Source organism: Myxococcus sp. AS-1-15, assembly GCF_020037055.1.
Classification (GTDB): Bacteria; Myxococcota; Myxococcia; order Myxococcales; family Myxococcaceae; genus Myxococcus; species Myxococcus fulvus.
Genome location: NZ_JAIQDF010000031.1, coordinates 1 through 20,221 on the forward strand (window position 1 = coordinate 1; position 20,221 = coordinate 20,221).

Annotated in this window: 18 protein-coding genes; 9 read left to right on the forward strand and 9 right to left on the reverse strand. The window is 69.0% G+C overall.

Annotated elements, in window-relative coordinates; translation table 11 throughout:
• The 4 genes from K8625_RS42535 to K8625_RS42550 form a co-directional block, all read left to right on the forward strand.
• On the forward strand, window positions 1-105 hold a 105-nt coding region (locus K8625_RS42535; RefSeq protein WP_223785977.1), incomplete at its 5' end, for a hypothetical protein.
• A 152-nt stretch (window positions 106-257) separates the two neighbouring features.
• Window positions 258-2,594, forward strand: a complete 2,337-nt coding sequence (locus K8625_RS42540; protein ID WP_223785956.1) for a DUF1588 domain-containing protein — start codon at window positions 258-260, stop codon at window positions 2,592-2,594.
• A 5-nt stretch (window positions 2,595-2,599) separates the two neighbouring features.
• A complete protein-coding gene (locus K8625_RS42545; RefSeq protein ID WP_223785957.1) occupies window positions 2,600-4,000 on the forward strand; it encodes a DUF1552 domain-containing protein in 1,401 nt (466 codons plus the stop codon).
• Between the two features lie 301 nt (window positions 4,001-4,301).
• Window positions 4,302-5,603: a DUF2254 domain-containing protein gene (locus tag K8625_RS42550; protein ID WP_223750512.1), complete on the forward strand. Its 1,302-nt coding sequence runs from the start codon at window positions 4,302-4,304 to the stop codon at window positions 5,601-5,603.
• Window positions 5,604-5,747: 144 nt separating this feature from the next.
• On the opposite strand, the gene K8625_RS42555 is transcribed toward K8625_RS42550, so the two are convergent.
• Window positions 5,748-7,679: a hypothetical protein gene (locus K8625_RS42555; protein WP_223785958.1), complete on the reverse strand. Its 1,932-nt coding sequence runs from the start codon at window positions 7,677-7,679 to the stop codon at window positions 5,748-5,750.
• Between the two features lie 335 nt (window positions 7,680-8,014).
• Between K8625_RS42555 and K8625_RS42565 the strand changes: the two genes are divergently transcribed.
• Entirely contained in the window at window positions 8,015-8,665 is a 651-nt protein-coding gene (locus K8625_RS42565; protein ID WP_223750514.1) for a TetR/AcrR family transcriptional regulator, read from the forward strand.
• A gap of 30 nt (window positions 8,666-8,695) precedes the next feature.
• Here K8625_RS42565 and K8625_RS42570 read toward each other — a convergent pair whose 3' ends face one another.
• Window positions 8,696-9,025 (reverse strand): hypothetical protein, encoded by a 330-nt coding sequence (locus K8625_RS42570; RefSeq protein WP_141332079.1) that lies wholly within the window; start codon window positions 9,023-9,025, stop codon window positions 8,696-8,698.
• Window positions 9,026-9,179: 154 nt separating this feature from the next.
• Here K8625_RS42570 and K8625_RS42575 point away from each other — a divergent pair, with 154 nt between their 5' ends.
• The 3 genes from K8625_RS42575 to K8625_RS42585 all read left to right on the forward strand — a co-directional run bounded on the left by K8625_RS42575 (window position 9,180) and on the right by K8625_RS42585 (window position 11,178).
• Window positions 9,180-10,370 carry a glycosyltransferase family 39 protein gene (locus K8625_RS42575; RefSeq protein WP_223785959.1) on the forward strand — a complete coding sequence of 397 codons (1,191 nt, stop codon included), beginning with the start codon at window positions 9,180-9,182 and terminating at the stop codon, window positions 10,368-10,370.
• Window positions 10,371-10,435: 65 nt separating this feature from the next.
• Entirely contained in the window at window positions 10,436-10,651 is a 216-nt protein-coding gene (locus K8625_RS42580; protein ID WP_223750516.1) for a hypothetical protein, read from the forward strand.
• Between the two features lie 41 nt (window positions 10,652-10,692).
• Entirely contained in the window at window positions 10,693-11,178 is a 486-nt protein-coding gene (locus K8625_RS42585) for an SgcJ/EcaC family oxidoreductase (protein ID WP_223785960.1), read from the forward strand.
• On the opposite strand, the gene K8625_RS42590 is transcribed toward K8625_RS42585, so the two are convergent.
• Window positions 11,175-11,861, reverse strand: coding sequence for a hypothetical protein (locus K8625_RS42590; RefSeq protein WP_223785961.1), 687 nt, complete (start codon window positions 11,859-11,861; stop codon window positions 11,175-11,177). The genes K8625_RS42585 and K8625_RS42590 overlap by 4 nt on opposite strands.
• Before the next feature lie 17 nt (window positions 11,862-11,878).
• On the opposite strand from K8625_RS42590, the gene K8625_RS42595 reads away from it, so the two are divergent.
• Window positions 11,879-12,916 (forward strand): AraC family transcriptional regulator, encoded by a 1,038-nt coding sequence (locus K8625_RS42595; RefSeq protein WP_223785962.1) that lies wholly within the window; start codon window positions 11,879-11,881, stop codon window positions 12,914-12,916.
• 108 nt (window positions 12,917-13,024) lie between these two features.
• Here the strand turns inward: K8625_RS42595 and K8625_RS42600 are convergent, their stop codons facing one another.
• The 6 genes from K8625_RS42600 to K8625_RS42625 all read right to left on the reverse strand — a co-directional run bounded on the left by K8625_RS42600 (window position 13,025) and on the right by K8625_RS42625 (window position 20,195).
• Complete coding sequence (locus tag K8625_RS42600; protein ID WP_141332839.1) at window positions 13,025-13,717, reverse strand: YafY family protein; 693 nt, start codon at window positions 13,715-13,717, stop codon at window positions 13,025-13,027.
• Window positions 13,718-13,730: 13 nt separating this feature from the next.
• A complete protein-coding gene (locus K8625_RS42605) occupies window positions 13,731-14,876 on the reverse strand; it encodes an epoxide hydrolase family protein (RefSeq protein ID WP_223785963.1) in 1,146 nt (381 codons plus the stop codon).
• 123 nt (window positions 14,877-14,999) lie between these two features.
• Complete coding sequence (locus K8625_RS42610; protein ID WP_223785964.1) at window positions 15,000-16,424, reverse strand: DUF1552 domain-containing protein; 1,425 nt, start codon at window positions 16,422-16,424, stop codon at window positions 15,000-15,002.
• Window positions 16,421-18,121, reverse strand: coding sequence for a DUF1592 domain-containing protein (locus tag K8625_RS42615; RefSeq protein ID WP_223785965.1), 1,701 nt, complete (start codon window positions 18,119-18,121; stop codon window positions 16,421-16,423). The genes K8625_RS42610 and K8625_RS42615 overlap by 4 nt, the downstream gene beginning before the upstream one ends.
• Window positions 18,122-18,364: 243 nt before the next feature.
• Entirely contained in the window at window positions 18,365-19,741 is a 1,377-nt protein-coding gene (locus tag K8625_RS42620; protein ID WP_223785966.1) for a hypothetical protein, read from the reverse strand.
• 241 nt (window positions 19,742-19,982) lie between these two features.
• Entirely contained in the window at window positions 19,983-20,195 is a 213-nt protein-coding gene (locus tag K8625_RS42625) for a hypothetical protein (protein WP_223750522.1), read from the reverse strand.
• Window positions 20,196-20,221 lie beyond the last annotated feature (26 nt).

The following is a 20,221-nucleotide window of genomic DNA, read 5'->3' on the forward strand; positions in this document are numbered from 1 at the left end:
AACGACCAGGCCCTCACCCAGTACCTGGTGAGCACCTACTACTCCGCCGCCGTGCTCGTCCCCGACGCGCTGGGCGTGCTGGAGAACGTGGCGCTCGGCGCCTGAAGCACCTCGCCACATCGTGAAACATGACGGCGGGCCCGGTGCGTTTCCTCGCGCCGGGCCCGTCGCGTTGGACGCGAGCCGCTTCACGGAGCTGAGCCTGCTTTGCAGAGCTTGCTTGCTATCCCACCCGCCGTCCGTGCCAGTCTGGCCGCATGAACCGCGTCCTCTTGCTGGCCGGACTGTTGAGCCTCGTTGCGTGCAAGGGCTCTTCCAACGGGCCCAACGACACCCCCGACGCAGGCCCCCACAACCCAGGTGACCCTGATGGTGGGCCCGGAGGGAACCAGGCCGCCGCGTGCGTGGTGCAGACGGTGCTCGCCGAGCGCTGCGCCAGCTGTCACGGCGCGATGCCGAGCCAGGGGGCGACGATGCCGCTGCGCACCCTGCACGACATGCGGGTGAGCTCGTCGATGGACGGGCGGCTCAGCAACGCCGAACGAGCGCTCATTCGCATGCGTGACAACGCGTCTCCGATGCCGCCGGCGCCGCATGCGCGCGCGAGCACCGCCGAGCTCACCGCGCTCGAGACCTGGATAGGGGAGGGGATGCCTCTCTGCAATGGCACGGGGGGCCCGCCCGTGACGGAGGTGGCCGAGCCCAACCTGCTCGACCAGTCCACGCTCTTCAGCTGCACCGCGGGCGTGCGCTCGGATGCGCCGACGCGCATCCGCCGCATGAACCGGCGCGAGTTCACCCGCAACGTCGGTGGCTCGGTCGAGCGCAGCTGGACGGGGTTCAGCTTCTACGACAACCCGCTCGACCCCAGCGCCATCGAGCAGTACAGCTCCTGGGCCACGGACGAGACGCTGGACGAAGCCACGGTGGAGCTGTTCCTGCCGGTCGTCGGCGAGGCCGCCTCGCCGTGGACGATGAACTACCCGGACGGCAACCGGATGGAGCGCGTCTTCACCAACAGCCGCTTCAGCTGCATGTTCAACGACGCGAACCCGAGCGACACCTGCAAGCGCTTCCACCTGGGCCAGATGCTCGAGTTCGGCGTCTTCTTCCGCCCGCCCACCGAGGATGAGCTCACCCGCCTCACCGCCTTCGCGACCGAGGTCATCGCGCAGGAGCCGAGCAAGTCCGCGCAAATCCGGGCGGACTCCATCACGCGCATCTCCAACGCCGCGTGGATGATGACCGGCGCCCTGTTCCGCCGCGAGATGGGCGGCGAGCCGGTGGACGGCCGCGTGGAGCTGACCGGCCTCGAGCTGGGCTCTCAGCTGGCCTACGCCCTGGGAGGGCGCGCCCCCTCGGCCACGCCGAGCTTCGTGTGGCCGCACTACTCCGCGCCCCTGGAAGGGCACCTGGCGGACGTGGCCACGGCCGCGAAGGATGGCTCGCTCACGCAGGATGCGACGACCACCGCGCTCATCCAGAAGTACCTGGGCGGCGTCGACGCCAACCAGAACGGGACCCCGCGCTTCGACCTGGTGCAGGACTACAACGAGGAGCAGCGCGCCAAGCGTGGACAGTACTGGCTGGGGGACGGCGTCGCGGGCTTCTTCCGCGAGTGGCTCGGCTACGGGCACGTGGCGGGGGTGTTCAAGGAGTCCCCGGCGGCGACCTCGCGCTTCGAAATCGAGGGGCTCGGCTACATCAGCTCCGTCTCCTACGACAACCTGCTCACCAACTTCCATCCGCTGGAGCCGACCTTCATCCAGCAGTTCGACGACCTGATTGCCCGGGTGGTCGTCGAGGACAAGGACGTGCTGGCGAACCTGCTCACCACGCGCACCTTCTACGTGCCCTCCATGCAGAACGCGGCCTATGACTCGCACAAGGGCCTGTCGCATCCCTACAACGTCAGTGAGATCCTCCCGGCGACCGTCGCGGGCCGCTGGAAGACGCTGCCCGCCACCGAGCGCGCGGGCGTGCTGACCCACCCGGTGTGGCTGGCCGCGCACGGCGGCAACTTCGAGGACGACCCGTCCATCGTCCACCGCGGCAAGTGGGTGCGGGAGAACCTCCTGTGTGGCTTCGTCCCTCCGCTGAGCACCGTGCAGGTGGCGGCCCAGGTCGGCGCCCACGCTCCCGACAAGAACGCGCGCCGCCGCCTCCAGGAGGCGACCGCCGGCGCGCAGTGCCAGGGCTGTCACCGCCTGATGGAGCCGCTCGGCCTGCCGTTCGAAATCTACAACCACGCGGGCTTCCTGCGCGCGAGGGACCATTCGACGAGCGGAGGGTGGACGACGCCGGACGGCAGCTCGACGCTCACGTCGATGCCGGACCCCGCGCTGGACGGCCCGGTGCGCGACGCGGTGGAGCTGAGCGAGCGCTTGGCGACCTCGCGGCACGTGAAGCGCTGCTTCCTGCGACAGACCTTCCGCTACTTCATGGGGCGCCCGGAGAACCCGAGCGACGCCTGCACGCTGACGCAGATGGAGCAGGCCTATGACCAGAACAACGGCTCGTTCTCCAAGATGCTGACCACGCTGATGACCAGTGACACCTGGAAGACGCGGCGCGTGCCGCGGGCTGGAGAGTGACCGCCATGTTCTCGCGACGAACCGTCCTGAAGGGCATGGCCGCCGGCCTCTTCGCGCCCTACTTCCACGACGTCTACGCCCAGTCGTCGTCGAAGCCGCCGGCGCGCCTGGTGCTGGTGCTCGAGTGCAACGGCGTCTATCCCCGCGCGCTCCTGAGCGCGGGCACCCGCGCGGCGCTGGGGGGGCGCGCCAACACCACCGACCGCATCTTCTGGGACGCGTACAAGGACACGGCGCTGGTGCGTGAAGGCGACAATCTCGCCACCGCGACCTGTCTCGGACCGCTGGCGGCGTCCTCCGGCAACATTGATCTGGTAAACCGCTCCGCCGTGCTGCTGGGGCTCTCCAGCCTCATCGCGGGCGGCGGGCACTCCAGCGGGACGGGGGCGCTGAGCTGCGCGGTGAACGGCGCGGGCGCGACCTTCGACGCGGTGATCGCGCCTCGCCTGCGCCGGGGGGCCCCGTTCGACGTGCTGCGCCTGGGCACCAGCTCCGCGCGCGTGTCGATTGTGTACGAGACGTGCGCGCTGGGGCCTCGCAAGCCCGCGGGCATCATCGTGAACCCGTCGCTCGCGTTCGACAGCACCTTCGGCTCGCTGCTCGGTGGCTCGACGAACGGGCGGGACAGGAAGATGCTCTTCGACTTCGCGCTGGCCGACTCGCGCAAGGCGCTGGCGGAGTTCAAGGGCAACTCCAACGAGCGGCTGAAGCTGGAGCGCTACCTCTCCTCGCTCGAGTCGCTGCGCACGCGCGAGGACCAGCTCGCGGGCATGGCGGACCGCGTGCGGCCGTACCTGCCGCCGGCGCCGAAGGACAACCCGCTCATCACCGGCGCGGGCTCACCGCCCGACTCGCTGAAGTGGTTCGAGGCGCAGTTCCAGATCGCCACGGCGTCGCTGCTGGGTGGATTGACGAACACGGTGGTGCTGGCGACGGGAAGCTCGGGCTTCGACGTGGCCTACGGCGCGGACGTGGCCGACGTCGCGCGACACAGCCTGCAGCACGGCCTGGACGCGGGGCAGAACTGGGACCGCGTCGCCGAGGTCACCCGCCGCCACGTGCAGCTGGTGGCGAACCTGGCGAGGACGCTGGCCGCCACGCCGGAGATTGGCGCGAGCGGCTCGATGCTGGACCACACCGCCATCGTCTTCATGTCCGACAACGGCGAGCAGCACCACTCGACCTCGCGGGAGTGGCCCAAGCTCGTGGTCGGCGGCAACGCGCTGGGCCTGAAGACCGACGGGCGCACCGTCGTGTACCCGAAGTTCGACGCGGCCCGGAACCGGCAGGTCTCCAACCTCTTCAACACGCTCGGCCACGCGTTCGGGGACGCGGACTTCAACACCTTCGGGCAGGAGGGCAGTACGCGCATCGCGCCGGGGCCGCTGAGCGAGCTGTATGGCTGAGCCGTGGGCTCGGGCTGGGTTCTCGGGCCTGATGTATCAGCAGGTCAGCCTCTTCTGACCCCTCGGCGGGTCAAGGAGCGTTCCGCGGCTCAGGGGCACACCCGCGCCGACAGGCCTGACGCATGGTCGCCTGGCGGTCCCCCGACGGAGCCCTGTCTCCTCCTGTCTGGCCGTGCCGCGGTCCCTTCCGTCCGGATGCGGCGTGCCCAGTATTGCCTGAGTCGAGCAGGAAGGCCGAGCCTCCTCCCGCCAGCCGGGCTCGCGGCGCCGCGTCCGCGGCCCGGTGCTCGTCGCGACCATCATGACGCCTCGATTCGCGCGCCTCACCGAGCGGCTGAACATGAGCTATTGGCTGGTGCCCGCGCTGTGTGTCGTGGGAACCATCGGCCTCTCCTACCTCGCCCAGGCCATCGACTCGCGACTGGAGCAGACGGAGCACGCCTGGTACCTCTTTCGAGGCGGGCCGGAGGGCGCCCGCTCGGTCCTCACCGCGGTGGCCTCCTCGATGATGACGTTCGCGGGCCTCGTGTTCTCCGTCACCATCCTCGTCCTCCAGCAGGCCAGCAATCAGTTCTCTCCGCGCGTGATGCGCACCTTCCTGGGGGACCGGCGGAGTCAGCTCGCCCTCGGCATCTTCGTGGGGACGTTCGTCTACGCCCTGCTGACGCTGCGAGGCGTCCGAGGCGCGACGGAATGGCGGGGCAACGAGGGCTACGTGCCCTCGCTCTCGGTCTGGCTCGCCGTCGTCCTCGCGCTGCTCTGCGTGGCGACGTTCATCTACTTCATCCACCATGTCGCCCAGTCCATCCGCGCCGTGGTCATCCTCGAGCGCATCCGTCAGGAGACCTGCCGCACCCTGGAGCGGATGTACCCGGAGGGCATCGGCCAGGACGCGGAGGAGGGGCGCCTGGAGCGACCCGTGGCGCCCGCATCACTCCTCGTCCCCCATGACGGGCCGTCCGGGGTCCTCGTCGTCATCGACGAGTCACGTCTGCTGGCCTGTGCCCGGGAGGCCGACGTCCTGCTGGCCCTGCTGCCGATGATGGGTGACTTCATCCCCCACGGCGGCCCGCTCTTCGAGGTGTGGGGAGACGCCGCGAAGCTCGACGTGAAGGCCTTGACGGAGGCCGTGGTCGTCGGCCCCGAGCGGACGCTCCAGCAGGACACCGCGTTCGGCTTCCGCCAACTCGTCGACGTCGCGGAGCGGGCCCTCTCTCCGGGCATCAATGACCCCACCACGGCCGTGCAGGCCATCGACCAGCTCCATGACCTGCTGCGGCGCATGGTCCATCGGCGCTTTCCCGCCCCGTCACGCAAAGACGAGGAGGGCGCGCTCCGACTGCTCTGCCCGCGCCCGGACTGGAGCGCCTACCTCCGGCTCGCCATCGACGAGCTTCGCCAGTATGGCGAGCGCTCCGTCCAGGTCGTCCGGCGCCTGCGCTTCCTGCTGGAGGACCTGCTGCGCGTGGCGCCCCCCTTCCGGCGCGCCGAGCTGGAGCGACAGCTCTCGCTGCTGGACGCCAGCATCGAGCGTGCCTTCCCGGACGCGCGTGAAGCCGCCATGGCCCGTCGCGCCAGCCCCCAGGGGAGCGGCCCCTCCTGAGGCGCCACGACCATGGGCCTCGCCTTGGCCCGGACCCCTGAACGGATGCGCTCGCGGGGCCTCGAAGGGGAGCGCCGCGGGGGCCACTCCACGGAGCGTGCCGGAGCGTGGCGAGCGAATCCCCGCCACGCTCCAGCGGACGGCTCACAGCGTCTTCATGTACTCGATGAGCGCGGTGCGCTCCGCGTCCGTCAGCACGTCGGTGAACGTGTGGCCCGAGTTCGACTGGCTGAACATCCGGGTGTTGTAGATCTTCCGGTCCTCGATGTCCGAGTTCGTGAAGCTCGGGGCCACGATGCTGCCCAGGAGGTTCCAGGCCAGCGCGCCGTTGCCGTACAGCAGCGACAGCCCGCCCTCGATGAGCGGCGTCTCGTTCGGGTCCCACGGGTTGCAGTGGTTGAACGGCGAGAAGGTCAGGTAGCTGCACGGAATCGTGTCGTACTTCCACCCGACCTTGCCCTGGTCATAGCCCTTCGCCAGGTCGGTCTCGAAGCCCATCACCACGCCGAACCTCGCCGGCTTCGACTTGCGACGCCAGATGCGCGGTCGGTCCGACGACTTGAGCAGGCTCCAGAGGTCGGGCACCGAGCCGTTGTGGAAGTACGGGCCGGACGCCCAGATGCCGTAGAGCGGCTGCGCGAGATAGCCGATCATGTTGTACTTCTCGGCGCAGCCTTCCTGCCCGTTGTAGCCGAAGAAGCTGTACTTCGCCTGGGTCTCGACGGCGCCGTCGTTGGCGAGCATCCGGGCGTCATCGGTGTCGATGATGTCGATGGGCGTGACGTTGGCCGCCATGCCCTCGAACAACGGAGTGGCGAGGAAGCTCGGGTCGTTCACGTAGCGGGGCGCATAGGCGCCGTGGCAGCTCGCACACGAGCCGTTGCCGGCCTGCTGCGGCTTCGCGACCGGGTTGTTTCGGCTCGGCGCCCACAAGTCGAGCGTGTGGAACAGGACCGCCCCCTGCTGCGCGAGCGCCGTGTTGACCGGCAGCGGGTAGGCCGGCGACTTCAGCCCGAGCATCCAGGTGTTCGCCTGGTACTCATTCTCGAGGATCCACTCGTAGCCGCCCTGGTAGGTCGGCAGCGCGGCGCCCGGCATGTACCAGGAGAGCTCGATGCGCGTGGCGTCGCTGCTCATCCCGGCGTCGTAGAACTTCACCGGCCGGTGCCCGAGGTTCCACCAGTTCGGCGGGTCCTCCGTGCCCGTCGAGCCGGCCGCCCAGATGCTCGGATTGAGGATGACGCCGGGGATGGTCCCGTCGGGGTCGAAGATGGTGAGCAGGGCGAAGAGCTGGAAGTTGGTGATGTTGCCCGTGCCGCGGATGCGGTTCAGGGAGGCGATGGTGAAGGCGGGGTTGAGGCCTCCCAGCTCGCCCAGGAACAGCGTCGCGTCGGTGAGGCCGTTGGTCCCGTGCAGCGCCCCCAGGCCCGCGCCGTCGCTCGGCTTGCCAATCTGGCCGCTGTGGCAGACCGAGCACGTGACGCCAATCTGTCCGCTCCACGAGCCGTCGGCGTTGCGTGTCTGTGTCAGCGCCATGGGCAACTGGCCGGAGCCACCGTTCGTGCGGTTCGGGTCCTCGAAGGGGAGGGGATACGGATTGCGCTGCTGACTGAGCGGGACGCCGTAACGCTCGGCGACGAGGTTGTCGAAGTCGGAAGGGCGGAACGGCAGGCCCCACCTGAGCCACAGCGCGTTGTACTGGGCCGCGGACATCGACCAGAGACTCCACGCGGAGTGGCCGCTGAACTCCCAGCCGGCGTCGGGGTCTCCATTTCCCCCGAGCAGCCGCCCTCCCGCCGCGTTGACCGACCGCAGCTCGCCGCACGTCTGCGGCGTGCGGTTCATGCACGAGTTCCATCCCACGTTGAACACGACGTTCTTGTTCGACGTCGGCGTCACGAGTGAGCGTGGATCCGCCGGCAGGGGCGTCGCATCCGACTTGCCAGTACAGAACTCGAACCAATAGTGCCCGCCGCGCTTGCTGCCGAGCAGGTCGGATTGCGCTGCCGCCGGTGTACTGCCGGCAAATACGAAACACATCGCGACGAGACCGCTTCGAATCAGACGTGCCGCCATGACGTCCCTCCTCCTGTCTGCCTGTGGGTCGGTCGGATGGGGTCGCGGTCCGACCGGTGGGCATGCGCTCGAAGACGTCCGTTTCAGGGCGCACGCTCGGTGTGAGAATAGTTCACATTTGTCGCCAATAAGGGACATTTGTCGCGAAAGTGCCTTGGGCGACTTTTGCTGCTTATTGACGTTTTGGGGGACACCGGAGCCAGGTGGGGCCCGTGCGGGCATCCAGTCCGAGGCATGTCCTGGCCGCCACCGCTGGGTTGTCGAGCGAACCCCGGCGTGGAAGAACGCGCGGTGCCGACTTCGCGTCCGCGACGAACGCAATGGAGTCACGAGCCATGGCTGACGATGCGCGTCAATCCGCCCCCCACCCCGACTTCGTGGCGCGCAAGCCGCAGCAGCAGCGCGCCAAGGTCCGGGTCGATGCCGTGCTCCAGGCGGCGGAGGGGCTGCTGCTCGAATCAGGGCTCTCGGCGTTCTCGATTCCGACGCTGGCGGAGCGTCTGGAGTACCCGCGGTCGACCATCTACAAGTTCTTTCCGACCCCCCAGGCCCTGCTCAACGAGCTGGCGGAGCGCCAGCTGGCGGCGCTGGAGGCGCACCTGACGCGCTATGCCCAGAGCCTGCTGGGGGCCAAGGACTGGCAGGAGCCGATGACGCGCATGGTGCATGCGGCGGCGGACTTCTACCGCGCGCATCCGGCGGCGCAGGTGGTCCTGCTGAGCGGGCCGGTCTCGGATGTGAGCTTTCGCGCGTTCGAGTCCACCATCGCGCGGCTCGGCACGCTCGCGCGCAACCTGCTCGCGACGCACGGCATCGACATCCCGCGGGGGGCGCCGGACATCGCGGCGCTGGCGGTGGAGTTCGGCACCGCGAGCCTCCGGATGTCCTTCTACCTTCATGGCCGCATGACGGACGAGTACACCCAGGCCGCGGCCGACGTGATGCAGTCCTTCCTGGCCATGCGGCTGGGATTGCCGCTGCGCTGAGTCAGGCCCCCGCGAGGTCTTCCAAGGAGCTCACGGGGAGACGAACAGCCGGGTCACGGCGTAGTTGTACTTGCCTGCTTCCTTGAGGGTCACCGCCGAGGTGAGCACTTCCCCTTCGTAGGTGTAGGTGATGCCCCATTTGCCCGAGTGGATCAGCGCGTCGAGCATCTCCGGCGAGGTGCAGGTCTGGAAGTCGGGGAACAGCGCGTGGGGGATGTAGTACGTGCCCGTGGTGAGGTCGATGACGAGGGTGACGTCGACGGGGCCCACCAGGAAGCTGCCTGGGCGTTTCAGGCCCATCAGGCGGACGCGATGCCCGCGCGGAATCGGAGCGTAGAGGTCGAGGTCGGTGCTTCGCATCGCGCCAGGATAGCTCCTCCGATACTCGGGGAAGAGTCCATTTCGAGCCGTGTCTCAGGGCCCGAGGGAGCCGTCCTTCGTGCTCGCTTCAGACAGGTCCGTGAGTATCCTCCGGCCATCAATCATGGACGCACCTTCTCGATGGAGTCTCAAGATGCGTCGGTGGGATGGCTCGACGCCGCCGAAGCCCTCGACGTCCAGCGAGGGCTGGGCACTCGTGGCGCTCGTGGCGGGGGTCCTGCTGCTTCATCTGCTCATCATCGATCAGCCGACCCTGTCCTATGTCTTCGACGAGGCCCACTACGTACCGGCGGCCAGGTGTCTGATGGCCGGGACGGGATGCAACGAGGAGCACCCACCTCTGGCCAAGGTTCTCATCGCACTCAGCATCCAGGCGTTCGGTGACCGGGGATTCGGCTGGCGCCTGCCCTCCGTCTTCGCAGGCAGCTTCACGCTGGTGCTGCTCTACCTCCTCGCGCGGAGGCTCACGGACGGCCGTGTCGCGCTCCTCGCCGCCTTCCTGCTCGGCTTCGAGAACCTCTGGTTCGTCCACTCGTCGATCGCCATGCTCGACATCCCGGCGTTCTTCTTCGCGATGCTGGGCGTCTACTTGTTCACGGGACAGAGGTGGTGGCTCGCTGGACTCGCGCTCGGCGTTGGCATGCTGGCCAAGGGCGTGGTGGCGATGGTGTTCATCGCGCTGGTCCTCTACGCCTTGCTCAGCCAGGAGCGGTGGTACTCCAAGGCCGCGCTGGCGGTCACGACACGGGTCGGTCTCAGCGTCGGCATCCCCGCGGCCCTGACCTTTCTCGCGGGACTGGGGCTCTACGACCTCGTGTATCAAGCCTTTCCGAGCCCGCTGCATCACCTCGCCAGCATGGCGAGCTATCATCAGACCATCGGTTCGCCGGGAATGAGCGACAGCGTGCATCCGCTGCGTTGGTTCTCGGGTTTCCCGAACTCGCCGTATTTCGTCACGTCCATCCAGGCCGAGGACGGCAGCATCCCTCGAGATGTCCTGCAGTACATGGACCAGCCCAACCTGGTCATTCTGCTGTTCATCTGGCTCGCCATTCCGCTCGTGTGGCCGGACATCCGGGCGCGACAGCCGCTGGCGCTCCTCTCCTCGCTGCTGGTGGGGATCCCGTACCTGCTCTTCCTCCTGGTCGCGCACGTGCGCGTCACCTATCCGTTCTACATGCTGCTGTTTATGCCAGGCCAATGCATCCTGTCGGCGCTGGCGCTCTCGAAACTGCCGCGCGGGGCCACGCTGACATTCTGCGCAGGCGTCCTGGCGTGGTTCTTCTTCTGGTTCCCACGCAATCCGCTTGCGCCTTGGGAGTAGGTCTCGGACGGCTCCTCTCCTTGATTTCCCGGGTTCCACATGACACGCTGTCGACAGGAGGTCGTATGAAACAACTGGCAGGTGTCTTGTCTGTTCTTGCGGTCGTCGCGCTCTTCATGAAGGGCTTTGATTCGAATGGCGTGGTGTCGACGGCCGAGGCGGCGGCGGCCTCGAAGGCGACAACGATAGTCACGAAGACGTCGACGACGAAGGCGACGAAGGCGACGACAAAGACCGTGACGACGGTGAAGACGGCGACCAAGACGGTGGCGCCGAAGTAAGGGCGTCTCCCCAGCTCGACATCCACCGGTGCCCGAGGTCCATGAGCCGCTATCGTCTTCCCTGGGTCGTCCTTGGTTCGATGCTGGTGACCGAGCCCATCCTGGCTCAGAGCGCTCCTGCTCCCGCCGCGGCCGTGCGCCTCCCCGATGTCGCACTGCCACCTGCGTTGGACCGCGTGCTGCGCGACTATGAGCGTGCCTGGCGCGCGGGCGACGCGGCTGCGCTTGCCTCGCTGTTCGCGGAGGACGGGTTCGTACTGCAGAGCAATCGCCCGCCTGTCCGTGGTCGTGCGGCCATTCGAGCCGCCTATGAGGGGCAAGCCGGCGGGCCATTGCAACTGCGCGCGCTCGCGTTTGCCGCTGAAGAGACGAGTGGCTACATCATCGGCGCATACGGCTACGGCAACAAAGCCGACGACACGGGGAAGTTCACCCTCACCCTGCGTCGTGCACCCGGTGGGCCGTGGCTGATCGTCTCGGACATGGACAACGCGAACGCGCCGCCACGAAACCGGCAAGGGGGCTAGCGAAACGGCGCAAGATAGACATAGGTCACGTCAGCGTCCGTGGCACGGCCATCTCGCAGTGGAGGCACGCGTCCGCGATACGCTACGACCTGCTCGCCCGGACCCAGACGGAACTCTATCGGTGAGACCGCCAGCGCGACGAAGAAGCTCGTCGCACGCATCTGGACGGTGTCGCCGGTCAAGGTCAGCTCGAAGGCGTATTCGCTGCCTCGGTCCCAGAAGACCAGGGGGACGGCCTGCCCCGCACGCAGCTCACGCAGGTGGGTGCGCGCGAACCCGAACAGCGTTGGTCCGACGACGATGTTCGCATCCCCGCCCTCACCGCCCGCGAAGTGGTGTGCCTCGCCGCGTTGACCGTGGACCTCCTCGAAGGCAATCAGCCGACCGTTTTCGTCTTGTGTCGCCTGTTGCAGCACGACAGGCACGTCGTCCGCGAACGTGATGTGCGTCGAGACGCGCTCACCGTTCGCACGCTCGATGACGCGCCGCTCGTAGCGAAACGCGGGTGTGGGGCTCCCTTCGGGCGTCACTGTCCCGACGTAGATCAACTCACCGTGGTTCGCGGCCGGTGTCGCCAGCCGCGCCGCCTGAACGGGGGTGATGGATGCGTGCCCACAGCCCACGACTCCGCAAACAGCGAAGAGCAACGAATAGCGCCGGTTCATGTGAAGATGGTGCAGCACCCTGGGAGTCGCCAACAATGTCGCAGGCCGCCAAACCACTGTCCGAGGGCGACATCGCCGCGTGCAACGTCCTGCCCGCGTTCGAAGCGTCGCTCCGGTTCGGAGCCACCGAGGACGAACTGGCCGACCGGATTGGCTGGCGCCGGAAGGCGTTGCTCGAGCCTGACGCGCGGGTCAGCGGTGCGTCGACCTACCAGCACATGGCGCTGATGTACTCGAAGCCCCGCTATGCCGAGTTCGTCATCGCCGCGGTTCGAGCCTATGACGTCAAGAGCCTCGGCGTCGTGGGCCTCGCATGCAAGACCATGCCGAACATCGGCGTCGCCATGGCGTGTCATGCCCGATTCCAGAAGCTGACCAACCGCACCGCGACATACGCGACGGGGCTCCGAGACGACGCTCTGTACATCCGTGAGCAGCGAGAGGACCCGAGTCTCGGAAGTGAGCTCATCTCCGACTACACCCTGCTCGTGGCCATCCGCCTGCTCTCCCTGCTGAGCGACGCCCCCATCCCCGTGCGGGCGATGTACAGCCGCCGGGCGCGGATGCCAGCGAGGGAGCGCGCGCTCTATGAGGAGACACTCGGCGCGGCCGTGACGACGGGAGCCGCCCTCGCCGAGCTGGTCTTGGAGCCGGGGGTCCTGGCCCTTGGCGTGCGCAAGGCAGACGCGGAGATGGAGGGCTATTTTCGCGGGGTCCTCGAGGATGCCCTGCCAAGGCCAGACGAGGCACCTGAGCTGCTCGTCTCGGTACAGGCCGTCATTCGTGACCACCTCCAGCAGGGCGCGCCGACCCTGGGCCAGGTCGCCCGGGTCATGGGGCTCGGCGAGCGCACGCTGCAGCGCCGACTCAGCGAATTCGGAGTCGGCTTCCAAGCGTTGCTGGACGACACGCGCAAGACGCTGGCGGAAGGGTACCTGAAGCAGCCCGCGCTGACGCTGGCCGAGGTCGCATACCTGCTCGGCTTCGTCGAGCAGGCGTCCTTCTTCCGGGCATTCCGTCGCTGGTACGGCGTGACACCCCAGGCCTACCGGATGAGCATCGCGCCACGGTGACACCGCGCGACGGGCCGTGCTGGGCCGGCCGGGGAACCACACGAAGTGCGGGAGCGCCACCGGAACGGGTGACGCGCAAGGAACCGCGCCTCACGCAGGTGGCCGCGCTCAATCGGGATACAGGCGCTTCCATTCCTCCCGCCATTCCCGAGCCAGTGTGGACCGGGGGCGGCCGTAGCGGGCCTCCGTCGCCGAGGCCGCGGTGATGCGGTCGACGCGGAAGTGGCGGAAGGCCTGGCGCAGGCAGCACCAGGCGGCGACGAGCTGTTTGCCCTCGTGGAACGCGAGCTGTACGGGCCAGATGTCGCGCTGGCTCGGCTGGCCCTTCTCGTCGGCATACACGATGAGGAGCGCCTTCTCCTCGCGAATGGCCCGGCGCACCAGGCCGAGCACCGGGACGGGCGCGGCCCCGCCGCGCATCAGGATGGGCCAGAGCCCGGTGTCGTTCATCCGGTCGCGCAAGTCCTCGGGCGAGGCGGTGGCGATCTTGGCCAGGGCATTGCGCGCCGCCCCGGCGAGGCCGGCATCCGGCTGGGCCTCCACCCAGCGGGAGCCGAGCACCAGCGCCTCCAGCTCCTCGGCCGTGAACATCAGCGGCGGCAGGAAGAAGCCCGGCTTCAGCATGTAGCCCACGCCCGCCTCGCCCACGATGGGCGCGCCAAGACCGATGAGCGTCCGCACGTCGCGATAGAGCGTGCGCAGGGACACCCCCTGCTCCTCGGCCAGCGCCGCCGCGGTGACGGGGCGGCGGTGCCGGCGAAGTGCGTCCATGACTGCGAAGAGGCGTTCGGTCTTGTCCATGCGCGCCCGGGGCTCACCGGATGGTGCCATGGAACGCGCGGAGGTCGGCCGCGTAGTGCTCCGGAGCCTCGAGCGCCGGGAAGTGCCCGGCCAGCCGCGCCTCGGTCCAGTGGACGAGGTTCTGCAGGTGCCGCTCGCCCCAGGCGCGCGGCGCGGGGTTGTCGACGTCGGCGGGCACCAGGACGCCCTGCTTCACGTCATGGCGGGGCATCGGCGCCAGCAGCTCCTGGTCGGCGAAGGCCTCCTTGTACAGCCGGACCGATGAGCCAATCGTCTGGGTGAACCAGTAGACGGAGAGCAGGGTGCACAGGTCGTCGAGCGAGTAGACCGACTCGAGGCGGCCGTCCCGCAGGTGGCTGCAGCCGTGGAACTTCTCGAGGATCCACGACGCCAGGCCCGCGGGTGAGTCGTTGAGGCCGACGGCGAGCGTCTGCGGCTTGGTGCCGTGAATCATGACGTAGGCGCTCTGCGTGGCGGTCCACAGGTCGACGCGCCGGAAGTAGTCCACCTCCTCGGGCGTCGGCGCCGCCGGCCGCGGGTACCCCGAGAAGACGTTGAGGTAGTGCGCGCCCAGGAGTCGGCCGGGGTGGTTGCGGACCAGGCTGAAGCAGACCCCGGAGCCCAGGTCCGAGCACGCCACGAGGAACTTCTCGTAGCCCAGCCGGGTCATCAGCTCCGCCCAGAGATGACCCATGCGGCTCATGTTCATTCCCCGCTTCGTCGGCCGGCCCGAGAAGCCGAAGCCCTGCAGCGAGGGGATGATGACGTCGAACGACACCCCGTTGCGCTCGGCGGTGAGCAGCGGGATGAGCGGCAGGAACTCGACGAAGTTCGAGGGCCAGCCATTGGCCAGGACGATGGGGACGCGCGTCCCGCCCTGACCCGGTGCATGGACGAAGTGGACTCGCTCGCCGTCGACCTCCTCGATGAATTGAGGAACCGCGTTGAGGCGCTGCTCGGCGGCGCGCCAGTCGAACCGCTCCGCCCAGTGGGTGACGAACCGCCGGAGCAGCTCGGCATCGGTGCCATCGTCCCAGCCGACGCCTTCGACCGTCGCGGGGAAGCGGGTGGCCTTCAGCCGCGCGCGGAGGTCATCCAGCTCGGCGTCGGAAATGGAGAGAGTGAATGGGCGGGTCGTACGTCGCTTGGGTGCGTGCATCCCCAGGTTGTGCCCGAGGGGTGCTGACAGGGCGTGTCAGCAGTGTGCACCTGCCCCACTCCACGGACCGCGCTCGGGGACCTGCTCCCGGACGAGACACGGGAGCAGGCCGCCATCAACGCCTCATGCGATGAGCTCGGAGAGCACGCCCTTGGTGAGCGCCGGGTCGCCGAAGTCGTCCAGGTTCCCGCCGGCCGCGTTCCTCAACCCCACGGCGGTGCCAATCGTGTTCAGCATCCGGTTGTGGTTGGGATTGCCGCCGCCCGACGCCTCGACGTAGACGCCCTGCTTGAGGAAGCCGTTGCAGCTGCCCGCCAGCACGAACGGAACGTTGCGCGCCGAGTGGGCCGGCCCGTTGCCCAGGTCGTTGTACCAGACCGACACGCCGTGCTCGATGAGCCGCTTGCCGTCCGGCATCTGGTAGGCCGCCAGCTTGTCCAGCAGGTGCTTGAAGGTGCTCGCGAACTGCACGTCCACGTGGTGGTGCAGCAGGTCCGAGCCCGTGATGATGCCGCCGCTGGCGTCGTGCGACGTGCGCCGGTGGGACACGTAATGGAAGTTCTCCATCAACTGCCCCGTCTCCGGGTTGCGGTAGCGCGTGTCGCCGTCGTTGCCGTTGCCCACCTGGATGACGGCCGCGCGGTTGGTGCCGCACGCCATCGCCATCACCGCGATGTCCATGTGCAGCCGGGCGGTGGCGAGCACCTCGGTGCCGTCCGTGCTGTCATAGCCGGGCGCCTGCTGCTGGAGGATGAGCTCCTGGTCCGCGCGCATGCGGCAGCTCAGGGCGACCTCCAGGTCCCGGACGTTCGACAGGTGCAGGTCCACGCGCTCATGGTCGGACGCGCTCAGCTCGGGCCGCTGCTTGAGCGACTGGAGCTGGGCCTTCACCAAATCGTTCACGCTGCGCTGCCGGACGAGGAGCTGCTCGCGAGCCTCGGGCGTCAGTCCCCCCGGTCCGCCAATCATCGTCTGGTACGCATTCCACGGGTCATGCAGCGCGGCCCGGCGCACGTTGCTGCTCCGGTAGGACAGGCAGGGCCCCCCGAGCCAGCCGCCCCGCCGGCCCGCGTAGAAGACGAGCGAGTCACGCTGCTGCGGGTTGAGCTCGCGCCCGATGCGGTGGTCGATGGACTCGCCCGCGGACTCGGAGCCGCCGCCCGCGCCCTCCACCACGGGGCCCCGCGCGGTCAGCCCCTGCATGGCGCCGCGGGCGTGGCCGTCCCCGTAGTTGTAGTCCCGCATGTTGACGTTGCGCACGAGCAGCAGGTGCGCGCGGTGGGCCTCGAGCACGCCCACGGCCCGCCCGGCCATGCTGTCCGCGGTGAGCGCCCCCAGGGTGCGCGGCCAGAAGCGCTCCGGCTCCGCGCCCAGCTCCGACGTCGTCTGGGCCGAGGCGACGCCGTTGGCCTGGCGGAAGAAGATGGCGTACGGCCGCACCACCGGGTCCGCCGCGAGGGCGGTCCTCGGCATCAACCCCTCGAGGAACGGCAGGCTCAGCATCGTCCCGCCCAGGCCCTTCAACACCATCCGGCGACTCAGCTTCATGGCAGCTCCTCCGGGTGGCGATTCACGAAGCCCTCGCTGGTGACGACCTCCACCACGAGGTCGACGATGGACAGGTTGCCCGCCTTCGACAGCTTCCCGAGCCGCTCCACCAGCGGCGCGTCCTCGTGGGCGGACGGGCGCCCGTGGAGGTACTCCACCCAGTGCTTCGCGTAGCACGCGTGCACCGACTCATTGGCCGCGAGCGCGTCCGCCAAATCCAGCGCGTCGCGCACCGGCACCGTCTCCCCGTTGATGTTGGGCGTCGAGCTGGCGTCCACCGGATGCCCGTTGTCCGTGGTGCGGAAGCCGCCGATGGCGTCGAAGTTCTCGAACGGGAAGCCGAGCGGGTTGATGAGGTGCGAGTGGCAGCTGGCGCACGCGCTCCCCGGCGCCTCGGTGTGCGAGGCGACGACCTCGCGATTGGTGCGGCCCTGCGGGGCGGGGAGCGGCGGGATGTTGGCCGGCGGCGCGCCAATCTTCCGGCAGATGATGCGCTCGGAGACGAAGACGCCGCGGTGGATGGGGTCCGGGTCCACCGACGTCGCGTGCGAGGCCAGGAAGCCCACCTGGGTGAGCACGCCCTTGCGCTCGCGCGAGTCGAGCGTCACGGGGACGAAGTCGGCGGTGAACGCGCCGCTCAGCCCGTAGACGCGCGCCAGCTCGTCGTTGACGAAGGTGGACGGCGAGGTGAGCAGGTCGCTGTAGCCGCCCTTGCGGGAGAAGACGACGTCCTGGACGAAGAGGCTCGTCTCCCGGGCCGCGTACTCGCCGAGCCGCTCGGTCACCTGGGGATAGCGCGTGAGCGAAGGCCGGATGGCGGCATAGCGGGGCACGTCGAAGAGGGTGCGGTGGAAGGCCTCCACCACCTTGTTCGAGCGCGCGTCCTGGAGCATGCGCCTGGCCTGGGTGGCGACGCCCTCGCGCGAGTGCAGGGTGCCCTCGCTCGCGGCGGCGAACAGGGCGTCGTCCGGCATGGCGTTCCACAGGCCATAGCTCAGCCGCGAGGCCACCTCGTAGTCGTCGAGCGGCACCCGGTCCTGCACGGCCTGGGTGCTGCGCTCCACGCGGTAGAGGAAGTGGGGCGATTGGAGGAAGGCCTCGATGACCAGCCGGAGGCCCCCCTCGAAGGCCGCCATGTCCGCGTAGGCCTGGGGCCCCTTGCGGTACAGCTCGAGGTAGCTCTCCACCTCATCGGGCGTCAGCGGGCGCCGGTGCGCGCGCAGGCCGAAGGACTCCACGAAGGCGCGGGCGCGCGCTTCGCCGGTGGCGGTCGACGCGGGCACCAGGCGCCCGAGCTTCGCCGCGTCCGTCGTCACCTGTCCGGCGAGCTCCGCGGCGGCGCGCTGGTAGGCGCCCCAGAGGGCCTCGTCGACGGAGAGGGCGCGCGCATCGTTGTCGAAGAGGAAGCCGCTCTGGGCGGGGTCCGCGCGGAAGGTGCCCGCGAGCGTCGTGGGCGGCGCGTCCAGGCGGAGCAGCTCCTGCACGCTGTGGGTCCACTGCACGTGCGTCAGGCGCGCCATCCGCACGGAAGGGGCGGGCTTCTCGACGGCGGGGGGCGGGGGATTGCCGGGACCGGGTCCTCCACCGGGGCCCTCCGGGTTGGAGAGGGTTCCTTCGCAGCCAGCAGCCCCGCTCAAGAGCAACCCGAGCACCACCGGGCGCCACCACCGTCCCCGCTCCGCTGGCTCTCGTGACAACCGTTGTGACCGCATCCTCGGCACGAGCGCCTCCATCATTGGGAGACATACCAATCGGCTGGATGACGCGGTCCTGTCAATGTAGCCGCGACGCGCACGCATCGGTCGGATGGCCCGGTGACACGGATACTGAAAAACTCGTGTCACGCATGCATGCGCGTTTCATCTTCCATGCGGGCCTCGGGCGAAAGTGTGGAGGAGGCGCCACAGGCGTGGGGGACAGACCCCCTCAATGCGCGGGTGCTACAGCCTGACGTACAGGCCGAGCTGGCCGCTGAAGTACAGGTCCTTGGCGCCGCCGGCGAAGACCGGGGTGCCCTCCGCGGCGCCGGCGGTGAAGGAGTAGCTGCGCACCTCTCCGCCCACGCGCAGACCGAGGACGCGCGTGAGGGCGAACTCCACGGCGAGCTCGCCATCGATGCCGGAGCCGCTCAGCTCGGGGAGGTAGTCGTCCGAGGACAGCTCGCCGCCGCTCAGCACGTGCTGGTAGCCCACGCGCGCGGCGATGGCCCAGCGCTCGTTGAGCGCCTTGCGCAGGCCCAGCTCCACGTGCGCGAAGCGGTAGTCCACGTCGGGCAGGGCGAAGGTGCTCTCCGGCGGGAGCTCCACCGCGAAGGAGTGGGTGCCGTACAGCGCGCCCACGGAGAGCTCCAGCCACCGCAGCGGCAGCCGGAAGCGCAGGCCGCCCTCGATGAGCTGCGCGGTGGTGGGGTGACTGGAGCCATCCGGGAGCCGCGTGGACAGCCCGAAGGAGCGTGAGCCCCGCGCGACGAGCCCCAGGTTGTGCACCATCCCATCCGTGAAGTGGGAGAGGGGGAAGTAGCTCACCGCGAGGCTCGCCGCCGCGGCGCTGTTGAGGCTGTAGTCGGGCAGCTGGCTGGCGTTGCTGCCGGAGAAGTTGAAGCGACGGAAGAGGCCCTGGCCGGAGAGCAGCGCCTCCAGGGTGGGGCCGTCCAGGTCGCGAGGGCCGGCGGCCTTGGGCTCGGGCTGCGCGGGCGGCTCCTCCTTCTTCGTCACCGTGGGCGGAGGAGGCTTCACGACCGCCTGGCGAGGTGCCTCCGCGATGGGGGCCGGGGGCGCGACCTCCGGCTCGGAGACGACAGGCGTCGGAGGCGTGACGGCGGTGGGCGGGAGGCTCTGCGGCGGGCCTTCCTTCAGGGCCGCGCCCAGCTTGGGCTCGAGCTCGCGCCGCACGTCGGGGAAGGCGCGGTTCGTGCGGACGTCCCACGCTTCCTCCGCGATGAGGGAGCCGTCCTGGCCGGAGTAGGCGCGGACCTGCACGTCCCAGCGCTTCGTGCCCTTGACCGAGGAGAGGATGAGGATGTCCGCGCCGAGCTTCTTCGCCAGCGCCTGCCGCTGCTCATCCGTCTTCGGCCCGCCGCGGAGGAGCTTCACCTGGGCATCCACCTTCTTCGCGGGCAGCACCACGCGCCCGCGGCCCTTCTTGCCCAGCTCCGCGGCCAGCACCTTGCGCAGGGCCTCCGCCTGGCTGCCCTCGGGGCGCAGCACCGCCACCGTGGTCTTCTTCGCTGGAGCCTTCTTCGCCTGCGCGGCCTCGGCCGGGTGGTACGACACGACCAGCGCCAGCATCAGCACCACCCATCCCGCGACGCGGCTCACGGGGCCACCTCCTGGGAGCGGACAGACGAGGTGGAAGCGGCGGGGAGGGCGGGGACGAAGTGACGGGAACGCATGGGGGCTCGGCTTCCAGTGTCGAGTCGGGGGCTGCTCGGCCCTAAGCAATCGAGGGGCCAACATCCCGGAGCTTATCTCGGCGGGCGCGCGTGGAACCAGATGATGATGCCGAGCGCGAAGGCGGTCTTCGCGGACTCACGCGAAGGGATATCCCTCGAGCGTCGAATCAGGATGCGCTCGGCTTGTCGTGCTTCGCATCCTCGTCCGTGCGGTTCTGCTGCTGCTCGATGCATGCGTTCTTGCAGGCCGCTTGGATTTCGTTGGGATGGTTCCAGACGGAGTCCGCCCTGCGTCCGCGGTCGGGGGCGACGAAGCGCTCGAGGCGGATGCGCTTGACCTTCCCCAGGACGGGGAGCTTGTTCTTGTCGTGGCCCCCCACGGCGGGGCGGAGAGCCCTCCCGCGGG